A 13,420-nucleotide genomic window follows, 5' to 3' on the forward strand; every position below is an offset into this window, starting at 1 on the left:
ACACGGTCACACGGCCTCGGCCAGCTCCGCCCCGAAGTGTGCCTGTGCGCGACGAAGGGCCCCGTCCGGATCACAGCCGTGGGCCCGGAGCCAGTGGAGGAGGTCGGCGATCACGTCGATGGCGGCCTCCTCCGCGTGCGCCACAGTCATCGGTCCCTGGTGACTGTCCTTGTCGCGCACGGACAGCCCGAGGAGCCCGAGCAGCGCCTCGGCCCTTGCCACCTGAGGCCCGTCCACATGGTCGACCGACGACCGCAGACCGGTGGCCAGCTCGCACCAGGTGACCTTCGAAGTAGCCCGAAAAGCAACACCCCAGCGATCGGCGAGGGCATCCACAAGGACCAGTCCACGCCCGTGTTCGTCTCCGTCCGCTCCCGTGACGAGCACGGGGACGCTCCCCGCATCGGGGTCGCTCACCTCGATACGCAGGCGGCTGCCGCTCATGGACACGGTGAGGCGAGCGGGCGTGCCGCATCCCACATGCTTGATCACGTTCGCCGCCAACTCCGAAGCGCAGAGCTGGGCCTCCGGGACGATGCCGGCCAGCCCCCAGTGATCCAGCCGAGACCCGACCGCGCTTCTCAGCCCTGCCAACTCCGCGGGCTCCGCCAGGAAGGGCATGTCCCACGCTTTGCGCACCACACCGAAGCGACAGCCATCCACGTCCATCACCGCTCTCGAGCAACCGGGATCACCTTCAGTGATCGTTCGTAAGAGAAGAGTGTCAGTGAAACTCTCATTTTGGAACTCTCATCAGAGGCTTCGGGAGCACTCGCCGTGCCGCACGCCCCCGGCGCGCGCCGGCTTGCCCGGAGAACAATCAGCCGTGCACGCTCTGAAGCGTCGACGTGAGGAACCACAGCCATGACAGTCGGACCCACCACCCGAAGGCGCCAACTCGGCGCGGACCTGCGCCGCCTGCGTGAGCGCAAGGGCCTCACCCTGGAGGAGGCGGGGTCCCTGGTCGGCATCTCCAAGGCGACCCTGAGCCGTTACGAGAGGAAGGAGGGTGCGGTCAAGTGGCCGGCCGTGGACGCGCTGTGCCGCGAGTACGGCACCACGGACGAGGAGCGCTCCTCACTCGTCGAGCTGGCCAAGGGCGCCCGGATCCTGGGCTGGTGGCGTTCGCTCGCGGACCCCGTCCCCGAGTCCATGAACCTCATGCTGACCCTGGAGGACGAGGTGGTCGGCGAGGACCACTACGCCTGCATGTACGTCCCCGGACTGCTCCAGACACGCGCCTATGCCGAGGCCGTGCACCGTGCCTCCGAAATACGGTGCACGGACAAGGAGATCCAGCACATGGTGGACATCCGCATGAAGCGACAGGAGCTGCTCGAACGGCCCGAGCCGCCCCACATCTGGGCGGTGATCGACGAGGCGGTGATCCGCCGCGCCGTGGGTGGCCGCGACACGATGCGCGCGCAGCTGCGTCATCTGCTGGAACAGGCCCGACGCCCCCATGTGACCGTGCAGATTCTGCCCTTCGAGACGGGCGCACACGCGGCGGCAGTGGGGAGCTTCGTCGTGCTCCGCGGACCGGCACCCGAACTCGACGTCGTGTACGTGGACATCATCGGTGGCGGACTCTTCATGGAGAAGCCCGCAGAACTGGCACGTTATAAGTTGGCGTTCGAGTACCTGCGTGCGCAGGCCCTGGGCATCGAACGGTCTGCCGCGCTCCTGAATCGAGCGAGCGAGGAGCTGTGATGATCCACGACGTCGGCCAGTGGTTCAAGTCGTCGCACAGCGGGGGCAGTGGAACGGAGTGCGTGGAGGTCGCCGACCTCTCCGCGACCGTGGGAGTACGCGACTCCACGAGGCCCGAGGGCCCACACATATCCATCGGCCGCGTCGCCTGGGCGGGGTTCGTGGGCGGGGTGGGGGAGCAGAGTCGGTAGTCCGGCGGAAGGTCGAGCCTGTCCCGACATGCCTACGGAATCGCCTGTCGGGCACGGACGATGACGTGTTGCGCCTCGGCACCGAACACGGCGGACTCACGCAGGGACTCCCAGACCCGCCGGTACAGGGCGACTGTATCGGCACCGTCCAGCCAGAGTTCCGCGTGCCAGTCCTCCGTGATCACCAGTTGCTCGCCGAGGACCCAGAACGCGTTGGCGGGAGGCAGGCGCAGAGCGGCGTCCAACGGCACGATCCCCAGCCGGACGGTATCCATACCGACAACGCCCAGCAGTCGATCCATCTGCCCCTTCAGAACCTCCGGTGGGCACACCTGAGCCCGTAGCGCGCCCTCCCACATGAGGAGGTTCAGACGCCTGCCGGGCTGGTACAGCCATCTCTGGCGGTCCATGCGGGCGCGTACGGCGTCCTCGGTGTCGCGTGGGGAGTTCTGGAGCGTCGCGTAGAGCTCGAACACATGCCGCGCGTAGTCCGGGGTCTGCAGCAGACCGTTCACGGCGAAGGAGTCCCACACGTGCAGCACGCGGGCTGCCGCCGTCACCTCGTTCCACGTCTCCTGCACAGGGCGGTGCCCCGACGACAGCTGTCGTCGCCAGGACCGGATGTGCGACTCGAAGCCCTTCAACCGTCCGTGCAGTTCGTCGTACGCCCCGGGATGCCCGGTGGCGTCGGCCCATGCTCGGAGGTCTTCCGCGGTGGGCGTCTGCCGTCCGTTCTCCAGCTTGCTCACTTTGCTCTGCGCCCAGCCGAGAGAGGCACTCAGAGCGGTACCGGTGAGAGGGCCGTGGGGACACTCCGTTCGGAGAGCCCGGAGTCGTCGCCCCAGATCTTCACGGGCCTTCTGGAAGTCAGTGCTCACCGGTACGCGTCTGTTCCTTCTGCTGTTACTCGCTGTCGCTCAGCTTCGCCGCGAACTCTTCGTAGGGCACGGCGTGGTGCCATGCCGCATCACGGATGGCGGCGTATCTGACGACTTCGGCCGGCTCGGTGGTCAACTCGACGTCCACGAGGTGGTCATCGTCGTCGAAGCGGAGCTTCGCGGCAAGCCGACTGTCGAACAACCAGAAGTCTTCGGACGGAAGTTGGAGACGCTCGGCATCCATCCGCCACAGGTTCCGGATGTCTTCCCCCAGACTGCTGTTCCGCTTGGCGTTGTCGAGGAGATAGAGCTGTCCCGTGGTGGGCGGCTGATCAACGACCCGCACCCGTTCGACACGTTTGCCCTGCGCGGTCTGGGAACGGATCAGCTCGCAGTACGGATCTTCCACGGACCAGTCGACGCCGCCGGTCTCGACGAACTGACGGTAGGTGTCCGTGGCTTCGTCACTGGCGAAGCGCCGTCGGGTTTCCAGTCGCCATGCCGAGTGACTGAACGTGCTGAACAAGGTCTCGAACTCGTCCAGTTCGATGATCCGGGCCCGCCGGGACGCGTCCTTCGGTGTCCAGTCGACCAACAGTTCACGCGGTACGACCACGGCCACCTCTCCTTCGGACAGGTGCTGCAGTTGGGCGAGGTCGCCAAGATCGGTGAGCGGCGGTCCATGGACGATGACCTCTCCGCTCTCCGCGTCCTCATGGACGGAGGGGCATCCCGAACCACCACTGCCTGTGCCGTTGAACCGTAACCGCCGTGCCATCACGCCCCGCCTCTCACTTCGAAGGGTGTTCCCTTCTCTGTTCCAAGGCTGTCCGCAGCTCCGCGTGAATGTCGAGAGATGACCACGCCACTCGGAAGAATATTCGCGAATATCGGACGTGTTGGTCGAGCCTCTCGACCAACCATGGACCGCATGACCGAGCCCACCAGGTACAGCACCTCTCCCGTACGGCTTTCACTCCACGCGGAGGCCGATCCCGCGCCCGCGGACGACTGCGCCGGATGCACCGAACTCTCAGCGGTGAGGGACCGTGCCCGAGCAGGTGGCGACATGACCACGGTGTCCGACTGCAACGTGCTGCTGCGGCGACACCCTCAGGGGCACTGAAGCGGGGCACACAGAGAAGCGTCACGGCCACCACGTCCACGGCTCCATAGGGCCGCGACGGCCGACAGCCTGGCGGGGCCAGGAGCACGACGGTGCGGAGACCGCATCTCCGCGACATCAGCGCCGAAAGGGACTCGCCCACGAACGGAAACCTCTACGCACTGCCGATCCCGCCGACCGACGCCTTCGCCACCTACTGCGGCGGCAACGCCGGCGGCTCCAACGAGGCCTGCGTGAGCCTCGCCGCCATCCCCGGCGCGGCGGCCTCTTTCGTCATCCGTGACAGCAAGCCCGAGGGCGCGGGCAAGGAGCTGCGCTTCACCGAGGCCGAGCTCGACGACTTCGCCACCGGGTGGGTCAGGACGAGGGGGCTGACGCTCTGATCTGGCTCCCTTCCTGAGCACGGAGCACCACGTAGTGGGCCGGACCGGACAGACTCCGGACCGGCCCTTCTCCCCAGCGAAGGGCGCAGATGACCTGGTCAGGACATTGGCGCGGATACGGTCCGTGGACCGGCAGCAGGGACGCGTACGGCCAGGAGGCACTACGCCGTCCGGGTGTGGAACTGAACTCCGAGCAGACCCGGGCCTTCGTCGCCTCGACGCTGCCGCCCCTCATGACCGGGCACTGGCTCATGCGGCAGGACCAGACGGCCGCGGACGGCACCTGGACCCACGTGGTGGGTGCCGTCACCTGGTTGAAGAGCATGTACGAGGCGCCCCCCCTCCGTGGCACCGGGGCCCGGTTAGCGGCGATTAAGCTTCTCTTGCGCTCAGTTGGTATCCAGAGTGCGTTCCCCTCGCAGGCGATCTGGTAGGCGCGTTCAGTGGGGGCTCACAGCGCATAGGCCGCTTCGTCGGACCACCGCCTTCCGCTAGAACGCGTCCAAAATTCATGCCGGGCACGGCCCGGAGGGATTGCGACCCTGCACAGAGTCGCCATCGAGCAGCTCCGCACCGCCGGTCACACCGACATCGCGGTCGACCTCCGCTCGACAGCCCTCCGTCCGCACGAGCGGCCCACTGGCCGTCCTCAGACTCAGCAGACCCGCGGCGACCCACGATCAACGGATGCTGCCTTCCGCCCTGCTCCACACCGACCGAGCTTCAGGAAGTGGCTGCGGACTCAGGACGGAAGCACGCCGATTGAACGGTGACTTCCAGTTGGGCCGGATCATCGTTCTGCCCGCCATGAAAACGAGCATCGACGGAGAACTTTCCATCGGCCGAGTCGGCGACAATTTGCGGACTTTTCGCCCGACTATCATCTGGGCCGTCCATTACGATCTTCCATCCGCCCTTCGGCAACTGGCTTCGCAATCTACCCATTGCTTCTTCCAGCTTCTCGGCGGGAGGCCCGTAGACGCCCCAGGGGTGATGTGCGCGAACCGTTCCCCCCTCGCACGGAGAGATCATGGCACCCACTTCGGTCCTCTTCGCTTTCAGCGAAAGGATCTCCAGGATCGAGCTCGAAACCTTCTCGACCTCGTCCTGCACCTCAGAACTGACACGCACCGGAGCGTCGGCACCATTCTCGTTCATCCCGGAACACCCCAAAAGAAGCGAGCAGAAGAGGGTTACGCAGGCTGCAGCCTTACGTGTCTTGCTAGTCAAGCTGGACTCGATCATATTTTCCCGCAATCACGGCCGCTTGATTTCTGAGGCTGGTCGATTCAGGACCCCAAAACCCACCATGATCAGCCGAGTCTCTCTTCATGATGTTGCCGCCGAAGCCGTCGTCGGTGGGGATCGTCTTCGTCCCACGTCACCGTAAAAGCCCTACCCGTCGTCCCCGATATCCCCGTTTCCCGTAGCCTCGTTCCCGGGTGCCTGGGGTTGAGCCGACATGATCTCCGGCCTCTGTGGGCCAAATCAAATGCGGCCTTGTTCTCTCCGTGTTCTCCCTGTTCCCCCTGCTCCAGATCCTGGTGGTGGGTCGGAACCCTGTCCGCCCGGTCACTCGTCCTGTAAGCGGGACCAAGCGGATGGGAAGACATGGTGGAGCAGGCAGACCCCGGTGTGGCGTCGGGGGCAGGGCGGGAAGTTCCTGGAGCGGGAGACGGCCGCCGGCGGGGACGCGTCCTCGCCGTGCTTGCCGTGGTGCTGGCCGGGGTGATGGCGTTCCACCGGGGGGTGCCCAACGCCGTCGGGCGGGTCGGGAGTCTGTTGGAATCCTTTCTGCCGTGGGCCGGCGTGGTCGTCGTTCTGCTGCTGGTACTCGCCCTGGTGCGGCGGTCCGCCGTCGCGCTGGTGGCGGTGCTGCTGCCCGTCGGGGTCTGGGTGCATCTCTTCGGTGGGCTGCTCCTGCCCGGCGCGGAAGGCGGCGGGCGGGAGCTCGTCGTCGTGCAGCACAACGTCAGCGACGAGAACCGTGATCCGGCAGCGACCGCCCGGGCGCTGATCGAGGCCGGGGGCGATCTCGTCGCGCTGGAGGAGCTGGTGGTCCCGCAGCTGTCCGTGTACGAGAAGGCTCTCGCCGCCGACTATCCCCATCACGTCGTCCGAGGCACCGTCGGGCTCTGGTCCAAGTACCCGCTCAGCGGGGAGCGGGTCGTCGACATCAAGCCGCCGAGCATCGCGGAAGGGTGGAGCCGTGGCGTCCGTGCCGTCGTCGATTCGCCGTACGGGGACGTCGCGGCGTACGTCGCCCATCTGCCCTCCGTCCGGGTCGGGGCGGGTGGGCTCGCCTCCGAGCGGAGAGACGAGAGCGCCGAGTTGCTCGGGCGTGCCATCGCCGCCGAAAGCGTCGATACGGTGATTCTGCTCGGGGATCTCAACGGGACCGTGGAGGACCGGGGGTTGGAGCCTCTCACCTCACGCCTGAACGTGGCCGAGCGCGGCTTCGCCTTCAGCTTCCCCGCCCCCCTCCCCCTCGCCCGGATCGATCAGGTCCTGGCCCGCTCCGCCACCGTCGGCCACATCCGCACCCTGCCCGCCACCGCCAGCGACCACCTGCCCGTCGCCGCCCGCGTCGTCCTGGGGTGAGTGCGCGGCTCGGAGCGTGTCGGCCCTCCGTACCGCCTCGACGCGTTGCCTCCAGGGCATGTCCTCGGGGAAGTCGTACGTGTCCGTGTCGACCATCCAGCTCGCGTACGCCGCCGCCCTACGGCAGCCCCCGCACAGCGTCTCGTCGCCCAGCGGGCGGAAGACGTGCTGCTCGCCCTCGCCCGCGCAGGTGATCAGCTCCCTGACGGGCGGTGGGGGTGGCGGAGCCGGCAGCGGGGTCACCGGGCATTTCTCGATCAGGCGGTGGCGCAGGAAGCCCACCGCCGAGCGCACCCCTCCCTCGGGCCTGGCAGCCAGGAGCGCGTGCCGCACATCCTCTTCCGACAAGCCGCCCTCCAGCCACTTCACCGCCTCCACCGCCAGCCCGCGCGCCTCCCGCACCCCCAGCAACAGGTCGCGGCGTGTGTGGCGCAGTGACAGCAGCAGTCGTTCCGCCTTTGCCAGTTGGGAAGCGGGGTGGGGTGCCGGGGCGAGACGGGATGCCGGGGCAGTGTGGGATGCCTGGGCAGTGCGGGATGCCTGGGTGGAGTCGGCCGCAGCGGGTGGGAGTTCCCGTTCCCGTTTCGGTGTCGGTGTGGGCTCCCGTGTCAGTTCCGGTTCCACCCCCGGCCTTGGTTCCGCTTCCCGCTCCGGCTCTAATTCCAATTCCGGTTCCGGTTTCGGTTCCGGTTGTGGTTCTGCTTCCCGCTCCGGTTGCGCTCGGCGCTGTTCCGGTCGTTCCGGCTCGGAGGGTGGGTGGGAAGTGGTCTTATCACTGTGGTCTTCCTCCGGTTCATAGCCACCGGCCGTCCGGGAAGCCGGTCCGCCGACCGTCGGATACCGCTTACCCGGCGGCGGAGGCGAAGCGACGGCAGCCACCCCTCCCGGCGCGCGCCCGCCGTGCGGCTCCAGCGTCGCCCGTACGGTCCTGGCCTCGTCGCTCGTCAGCGGCGTGTTCGTGAACAGCTGCTCCGTCGCCCAGCGTCCGCCGTCGGCCTGGGACCGCCACTCGTGGACGTAACCGTGCTCGATCAGCTGCTTCTTGGCCAGTTGGTACGTGCGTCCCTTGATCTCCAGTTTCCGTGCCAGCTCGCCGAGCGGGCGGTCCGTGGCGGAGTCGGGGAGGCCCTGGACGTACAGGAGGAGGACTTTCGCATCGCTGTTCATCCGCCGGTCGCGTACGACCGTGTGCGGGGCTTTGGTCCAGCCCGATGAGGGCGCGATAACATGACGCAGCACTTCTAGTGGCCTCTTTCCACTGGGGGTGTTAGGCCCTCGGGTGGGTGTTCGTGCACCTCCGGGGGCCGCCCTGTGCCCGCCTACGTGCGCGCACAGAGCGTGATGTCGTCGTCACGGTACCGCAGGCTCTCGGCCTGCTCCGACGTCCGCGAAAAGTGCGCCCCCGCTCACCACCCAGCTCGCAACCGGACTACCACCGTGCGCCGTTGCGCCAGTCGTTCCCTGCTACAGATCCGTGAGCCACGCGTGCCCCGGGTGTACGCGGGCGAGCAGCTCCGCCAGGGTCGCGCGCTGCCCCCGGCTCAGGTGCGGGACGGTCGCGTCAAAGCCCCTCTGGTCCTTCGGGCCGGCGTGCTTGGCCTTGCAGCCCGCCGCATCGAAGACGTATCCGGGGAAGCGGCTGCGGAGCTCGGGAAAGCCTGCCTCCGGAATGGCGATCTCGATATCCCCGTGAACGCGCGCCCGCCCGCCCCGGAACAGGTCCAGTGCCCAGCCCGCGGCCACACACCAGGGCACGCTGACCCCGGCCAGCCGCTGCGCGACCTCGCCCGGAGTCCAGCTGGACGACCACCTGGCGTCGAGGGCCTCGATCTCGTCGGGTGACAGTCCGGCGCCGCCGCTCGGCAGTCGCTCGCTCATCGCAGGAAACTACCAGCGGACGTCCACGCCCCGGCTGTGATGGATGGCCTCGCCGTTCAACCTCGGTACGAGGGGCCTTCGTCCGGCGCATCCGGTTCAGGGGCCGTGTTTCCCTCGAAGTCTCCCAGGTTGATCAGGCTCACCCGGTCGTCCCAGGCGTCCCACCTCACGTGCTTCCGCGCGCCCCAGTAGTAGTTGTCGTAGCCCATGAGGTCGCCGTAGGCCTCGTCTTCGCACGCCCGGTCGGGTCTGCCGAAGGCGTCCAGGAGTTCCTCGTACGAGGCCAGGTGGGCGAAGTGGGTGAGATGCCGGCCGTAGATCGCGCAGCCGACGACCGTACCGGCTCGGACCTTGTACGTGATCTTGTCTGCGCGGTACAGGAATCCGTCCGACCGGGCAGCGTCGTCGACGACCTCGTCGAGGGTCAGCCGTCGCCCGTCGGCGTCGTAGTACTCGCTGTCGTTGTCGGTCCCGCCTCGGTACCGGGCGACCACGGAGGACTGGGCCCGGACGATGCTCCGGCGTGGAACGCTGATGGCCGGCACCCCCAGGGCTACGCCACCCATCTCGACCGTCGTGAGGTCGAGGTGCCGCTCGTACAGCACGTCCAGGTTGTCGAGAAGCTCGATCACCGGCAGCGCCTCATCTCGTCATTCCGGTTCTGGTGCACAGCTCTTGGGGCAGCAAGCCAGTACGATCGTGCCCGGGGTGGGGCTCGTAGCGCAGCGGTTGTCGCGCCTTCACCGCATGTGGGAGGACGCCGGTTCGAATCCGGCCGGCCCCATCCCGCCTCAACCTACGCCACCAGGAACTGTGCGCGCCGAATTGCCGCTGCTGGTCCGCCGTCACCCTTCGCGCTCGGTCGGGCTACCCCTTCTCCACCAGCTCGGCCACCGCGTCGACGAGGCCCTCCCACGCCTGCCGCGTGTCGGCCGTGTCCGGGTGCCGGGTGCCGAACATGTCCAGCGCGGCAGCCATGTCGTCCAGCGCCCAACGGAGTTCGTAGTACGCGAGCAGCTCCGGGTCCGGGCGGTGGCCGGTGAGTTCGGCGTAGCGGGACAGGTCCTCCGGGGCGTCGGTGGCGAGCCAGAGGTCGCGCTCCGGCGGGGCGAGGGCGACGGTGTCCCAGTCGACCAGGAGGCTACGGCCTCCGGGGTCCAGGACGTTGCCGGGGTGGGGTTCGCCGTGCGTGACCACGGTGGTGGCGGTCGACGCACCGGACGTGAGCTGCGCCGTGCCGCTGTCGTAACGCTCCAACGCCGGGCGCAGAGCCGCAGAGTTGATGGTCAGCAAAGCCTGGCAGCGTCGCGCGTACGGGCCCGCATCCGCGCGGAAGCGCTGAGGATCGGCCGGCGCCGCTTCGATCGCCGCGCGACCCGGCAGCGCCGGGTCATGGGCCGGGGCCCTCAAGAGGGCGCGTGTGGTGTTCAGTTGGGCCAGCCGCTCCACCAGCATTCCTCGCGCCCCGGGGCCCAGCGCCTGGCCGAAGTGGCCGGTGGACGCTTCCACGTACGGGAAGACGCTCACGGCGTACCGGTCGGTCAGACGGAGCAGCATCTCGCCGCCGCCGGTGCGCAGTGGTGCCCCCGAGGGCAGTGGCCAGGACGGTTTCGTCGATATCGGCCGGACGGTCCTTCATACGGGACACCGTAGTGGCCTTCCGGGAAGGGCCGGGGTGATCGGCTCCACCCGCTGCCGTCGCCCTTGCCCGCCAATCCCCCAGCTCCTTCCCCTCGGCTCCTGCCCTTCGGCTCCCCCGCGCGCCCGCCCCCGCCCCCGCTCCTCCCTCCACGTTTTGTACACGCTCTCATCACAATTCCGCTTCGCTTCCGACATGCCCCTGATGTACGCCCGGCCGCGCTGCGAATATCGGCTGCTCCACAGCACAGCGTTCGGCCTTGGGGGCAACACATGCAGAAGAGGAAGCAGTCACGGCGGCCCGCGCGCGGGGTCCTTCGCATCCGGATAGCGGCCGGAGCGGGCGCGCTCGCGCTGATCCTGACGGGGTGCGGAGGCGATGACGGCACCACGGACGACGAGGGCGGGAAGGCCGCCGCGTCGGCCGGTTCGGCCTCCGTGGACCGGGCGCTGGCGCTCATGGACGACGAGCAGAGCATGGACGCGGGCAACAGCCTGGACGTGGACGTCCTCGACAACGACTCCGTCACCCTGGAGAACGGGGACCGGGCCGCGCTGCTCCACACCTACGACCCCGCCGAACTGACCCTGAGCATCGACACCGAGCCCGCCCACGGCTCCGCATCGGTGTCCGGGACCACGGTCACCTACACCGCCGGGGACGGGTACGCCGGCGAGGACAAGCTCACGTACGAGGTCCTCGTGAAGGGCTCTGAGGTCCCCGCCGCCACCGCCGTCGTCCGCATCACCGTCACCGCCGCCGCCGCTGAAACGACTCCGACTCCCGCCTCGAATGCCTCGAACCCCGCCCCGGAGGCGCCCGCCCCGGAGACGACCGACCCGGCACCCGCGTACTACAAGAACTGCGACGCCGCCCGCGCCGCCGGGGCCGCTCCCGTCGAGGAGGGCGACCCCGGCTACGCACCCCACCTGGACCGCGACGGCGACGGCGTGGGCTGTGAGCCGTGGGGCGAGTCCGGCTCCTCCTCCGACGGAAGCGGTACGAGTGGTGGGGGCGGTGGCGGCGGTAGCGTCTCCTACGCGAACTGCACCGCCGTACGGAACGCCGGCGCCGCCCCCATCCGGACCGGGGACCCCGGCTACGGGCGGCACTTGGACCGTGACGGGGACGGCGTCGGCTGCGAGTGAGCCGCAATGCCCCGCCCCGCCCCCGTCAGCGGCCACCATCACCCGTCAGCCGATGCCGACGCCCGCGACGAGGATCGCGGCGTTGCGGCGGCGCGGGGTGACGACGATGTTCCGCTGCTGGACCCCGAAGTCGGGCCGGAAGGCGACGAAGAGCGCCACCGTGATGAGCAGGCCCATGATGACCGGCCGGAAATAGCTCGCGGGAACGCTCGACGCGGACAGCGCGCCCAACGCGCCGAAGGGGATCGCCAGTCCTGCTGCCGGCAGGAGGACCGAGCGGTCCAGTTCGGTGCGCCGCTGGTACATGTACGCGGCGGTCGCGGTGCCCATGACCGCCGCGATCTTGTTCGTGCCGAGCGCCACCGCGGGCGAGTACGTCGGAAAGGCCAGCAGCAGTACCGGGATGAGCAGCACCCCGCCACCGCCGACCACCGCGTCCACCCAGCCCGCCGCGGTCGCGGCGGCGAGCAGGCCGAGCACTTCGAGCAGGTCCACGCTTCCCTCGCTCACCCACGTGACATGGCCCCGGCGCGCGCAGAGGTTCCTGTCAGCGGTAGTCGTCCGGGTGGTCCTGCATCCAGGTGTTGATGCCGTCACGGGTGCCGACGATCTCGGAGAAGTACTTCTCCAGGTGGGCCTCGGACCGGTCGTCGCCCAGCGTGTCGAACAGGACCTTCATGTCGGCGAGCGGCTGCTTGAAGTGGCCGGGGCCCTTGCCGTCCGCCCGCATCGCCTCGTCCAGCTCGGTGAGCTCCTGGGTGACCCGGCCGAGGAAGTAGGCGCAGTCGCCCGCGCCCGGGGTACAGGTGTCGTTGAGCGTCGCCTGGAGCGTCGCGAAGGCGTCGCGGACCCGCTCGGGGCCGGGCGTGGGCACGGCGGTGGGCTCCTCCGCGGCGGCCTCCCGCTCGGCCCGGTCCGCGTTCTCGGTGTCCTCCGCGATCCGCTCCTGGCCCACCGCGGCTTCCGCGGAGGCGGCCGGCACGTCCCCGCCGGGGCCGCCGCCGCTCGACGCCTGGGTGCAGGACACCAGTGCCGCGGCCACGACCACGGCAAGTGCCCCTGTACGCCAAGCGGTTCGGCCCGGACGGTGAGCGCCGACACGGTCACCCGGACCGGCGGCGGTGCGGGCAGTGTTACGGAACAGCATGAGACCCCCCTTGTACGAAGGGTCCAGACCCTACCTGGCCCGGCACAGGGCACCGCGGCCCGCCCTCACGCGGGGGCCCCGCGATCAGCCAGGAGCGGTTACGTGAGGAAGGCCGCCATCTCCCCGTACAACGCAGCCGTGTTGTCCAGGTGGGCGTCGTGGCCGGCTCCCGGGAGCACGCCGATCCGCGTCCCGGGGTGCCGGGCCCGCATCCGGTCCGCATCGATCGAACGCTAGCCTCGGGCGGGGGGAGCCAACCACAGGTGGCTCGACGGCGTACAGGAAGCGATGGTGGCGGCGATGGTGGAGATTCCGGCAGCGGCAGTGGCGGCGAGCGGGCTCGTCGGAGGCTACGGCGTCGCCCGGTGGACCAGGAAGCGGCCGCTCGGCGGCGTCGCGCTCGCCGCCGCCGGGTCGCTGGCCGCGTACGAGTGGAACCGCCAGGCCGGGCCCCGTGCCGCCGCCGGGCTGACCGTCGCCTACGTCGCCGCCTTCGCCGGATCGCACCCGCTCGCCAAGAAGGTCGGCGCCTGGCCCGCCGTCTTCGCCGTCGCGGGCGGCGTGGCCGCCGCTTCCTGGGCCGTCACGCGGCGCGGCGCGAACCCCTGAACCGCCCGTCGGCCCGCCCTCACCGCCGAGGGCGGGCCGACGGGGCACTCAGCTGCTCAGCCGCTCAGCGCGTGCGACACCGTGTAGATCGCCAGGCCCGCCCCCGCCCC

At 69.2% G+C, this 13,420-nt stretch carries 17 protein-coding genes and 1 tRNA gene; 9 read left to right on the forward strand and 9 right to left on the reverse strand.

What is annotated here, in order from left to right; genetic code table 11:
* Positions 1–6 precede the first annotated feature (6 nt).
* Positions 7–669 carry an ATP-binding protein gene (locus tag ACH4KB_RS35610; RefSeq protein WP_398070867.1) on the reverse strand — a complete coding sequence of 221 codons (663 nt, stop codon included), beginning with the start codon at positions 667–669 and terminating at the stop codon, positions 7–9.
* Between the two features lie 195 nt (positions 670–864).
* Between ACH4KB_RS35610 and ACH4KB_RS35615 the strand changes: the two genes are divergently transcribed.
* Both ACH4KB_RS35615 and ACH4KB_RS35620 read left to right on the forward strand, forming a co-directional pair.
* Entirely contained in the window at positions 865–1,710 is an 846-nt protein-coding gene (locus tag ACH4KB_RS35615; RefSeq protein WP_398070870.1) for a helix-turn-helix domain-containing protein, read from the forward strand.
* A complete protein-coding gene (locus tag ACH4KB_RS35620; protein WP_398070872.1) occupies positions 1,710–1,901 on the forward strand; it encodes a DUF397 domain-containing protein in 192 nt (63 codons plus the stop codon). Before ACH4KB_RS35615 ends, ACH4KB_RS35620 begins: the two co-directional genes overlap by 1 nt.
* A 32-nt stretch (positions 1,902–1,933) precedes the next feature.
* Here ACH4KB_RS35620 and ACH4KB_RS35625 read toward each other — a convergent pair whose 3' ends face one another.
* Together ACH4KB_RS35625 and ACH4KB_RS35630 are read right to left on the reverse strand one after the other, a co-directional pair.
* A complete protein-coding gene (locus ACH4KB_RS35625; protein WP_398070874.1) occupies positions 1,934–2,779 on the reverse strand; it encodes a helix-turn-helix domain-containing protein in 846 nt (281 codons plus the stop codon).
* 25 nt (positions 2,780–2,804) lie between these two features.
* Positions 2,805–3,557, reverse strand: a complete 753-nt coding sequence (locus tag ACH4KB_RS35630) for a DUF6879 family protein (protein ID WP_398070907.1) — start codon at positions 3,555–3,557, stop codon at positions 2,805–2,807.
* Positions 3,558–3,710: 153 nt separating this feature from the next.
* Here ACH4KB_RS35630 and ACH4KB_RS35635 point away from each other — a divergent pair, with 153 nt between their 5' ends.
* The 3 genes from ACH4KB_RS35635 to ACH4KB_RS35645 all read left to right on the forward strand — a co-directional run bounded on the left by ACH4KB_RS35635 (position 3,711) and on the right by ACH4KB_RS35645 (position 4,722).
* A complete protein-coding gene (locus ACH4KB_RS35635; protein ID WP_398070876.1) occupies positions 3,711–3,905 on the forward strand; it encodes a hypothetical protein in 195 nt (64 codons plus the stop codon).
* A gap of 92 nt (positions 3,906–3,997) precedes the next feature.
* On the forward strand, positions 3,998–4,288 hold the full coding sequence (locus tag ACH4KB_RS35640) for a DUF397 domain-containing protein (RefSeq protein ID WP_398070878.1): 291 nt from the start codon (positions 3,998–4,000) through the stop codon (positions 4,286–4,288).
* A 176-nt stretch (positions 4,289–4,464) separates the two neighbouring features.
* The gene (locus tag ACH4KB_RS35645; protein ID WP_398070880.1) at positions 4,465–4,722 is read left to right on the forward strand and encodes a hypothetical protein; all 258 of its coding nucleotides are present in this window, start codon (positions 4,465–4,467) and stop codon (positions 4,720–4,722) included.
* Between the two features lie 289 nt (positions 4,723–5,011).
* Here ACH4KB_RS35645 and ACH4KB_RS35650 read toward each other — a convergent pair whose 3' ends face one another.
* Positions 5,012–5,446, reverse strand: a complete 435-nt coding sequence (locus ACH4KB_RS35650) for a hypothetical protein (RefSeq protein WP_398070882.1) — start codon at positions 5,444–5,446, stop codon at positions 5,012–5,014.
* A gap of 573 nt (positions 5,447–6,019) precedes the next feature.
* Between ACH4KB_RS35650 and ACH4KB_RS35655 the strand changes: the two genes are divergently transcribed.
* Entirely contained in the window at positions 6,020–6,889 is an 870-nt protein-coding gene (locus ACH4KB_RS35655) for an endonuclease/exonuclease/phosphatase family protein (RefSeq protein WP_398070909.1), read from the forward strand.
* Between the two features lie 1,464 nt (positions 6,890–8,353).
* Here the strand turns inward: ACH4KB_RS35655 and ACH4KB_RS35660 are convergent.
* Entirely contained in the window at positions 8,354–8,767 is a 414-nt protein-coding gene (locus ACH4KB_RS35660) for a nucleotidyltransferase domain-containing protein (RefSeq protein WP_398070884.1), read from the reverse strand.
* A gap of 56 nt (positions 8,768–8,823) precedes the next feature.
* Positions 8,824–9,399 carry a hypothetical protein gene (locus ACH4KB_RS35665; RefSeq protein ID WP_398070886.1) on the reverse strand — a complete coding sequence of 192 codons (576 nt, stop codon included), beginning with the start codon at positions 9,397–9,399 and terminating at the stop codon, positions 8,824–8,826.
* A 78-nt stretch (positions 9,400–9,477) separates the two neighbouring features.
* Here ACH4KB_RS35665 and ACH4KB_RS35670 point away from each other — a divergent pair.
* A tRNA-Ala gene (locus tag ACH4KB_RS35670) sits at positions 9,478–9,551 on the forward strand.
* An 83-nt stretch (positions 9,552–9,634) separates the two neighbouring features.
* On the opposite strand, the gene ACH4KB_RS35675 is transcribed toward ACH4KB_RS35670, so the two are convergent.
* A complete protein-coding gene (locus ACH4KB_RS35675) occupies positions 9,635–10,324 on the reverse strand; it encodes a phosphotransferase (RefSeq protein WP_398070888.1) in 690 nt (229 codons plus the stop codon).
* Between the two features lie 354 nt (positions 10,325–10,678).
* On the opposite strand from ACH4KB_RS35675, the gene ACH4KB_RS35680 reads away from it, so the two are divergent.
* Positions 10,679–11,554 (forward strand): excalibur calcium-binding domain-containing protein, encoded by an 876-nt coding sequence (locus tag ACH4KB_RS35680; protein WP_398070890.1) that lies wholly within the window; start codon positions 10,679–10,681, stop codon positions 11,552–11,554.
* Positions 11,555–11,599: 45 nt separating this feature from the next.
* Here the strand turns inward: ACH4KB_RS35680 and ACH4KB_RS35685 are convergent, their stop codons facing one another.
* Entirely contained in the window at positions 11,600–12,064 is a 465-nt protein-coding gene (locus tag ACH4KB_RS35685; protein WP_398070892.1) for a sulfite exporter TauE/SafE family protein, read from the reverse strand.
* 37 nt (positions 12,065–12,101) lie between these two features.
* Positions 12,102–12,602 carry a hypothetical protein gene (locus ACH4KB_RS35690; protein WP_398070894.1) on the reverse strand — a complete coding sequence of 167 codons (501 nt, stop codon included), beginning with the start codon at positions 12,600–12,602 and terminating at the stop codon, positions 12,102–12,104.
* Between the two features lie 399 nt (positions 12,603–13,001).
* On the opposite strand from ACH4KB_RS35690, the gene ACH4KB_RS35695 reads away from it, so the two are divergent.
* Positions 13,002–13,310, forward strand: a complete 309-nt coding sequence (locus tag ACH4KB_RS35695) for a hypothetical protein (RefSeq protein ID WP_398070896.1) — start codon at positions 13,002–13,004, stop codon at positions 13,308–13,310.
* The last annotated feature ends 110 nt before the right edge of the window (positions 13,311–13,420 follow it).

It is taken from the genome of Streptomyces sp. NPDC017520 (assembly GCF_044329855.1).
GTDB lineage: Bacteria > Actinomycetota > Actinomycetes > Streptomycetales > Streptomycetaceae > Streptomyces.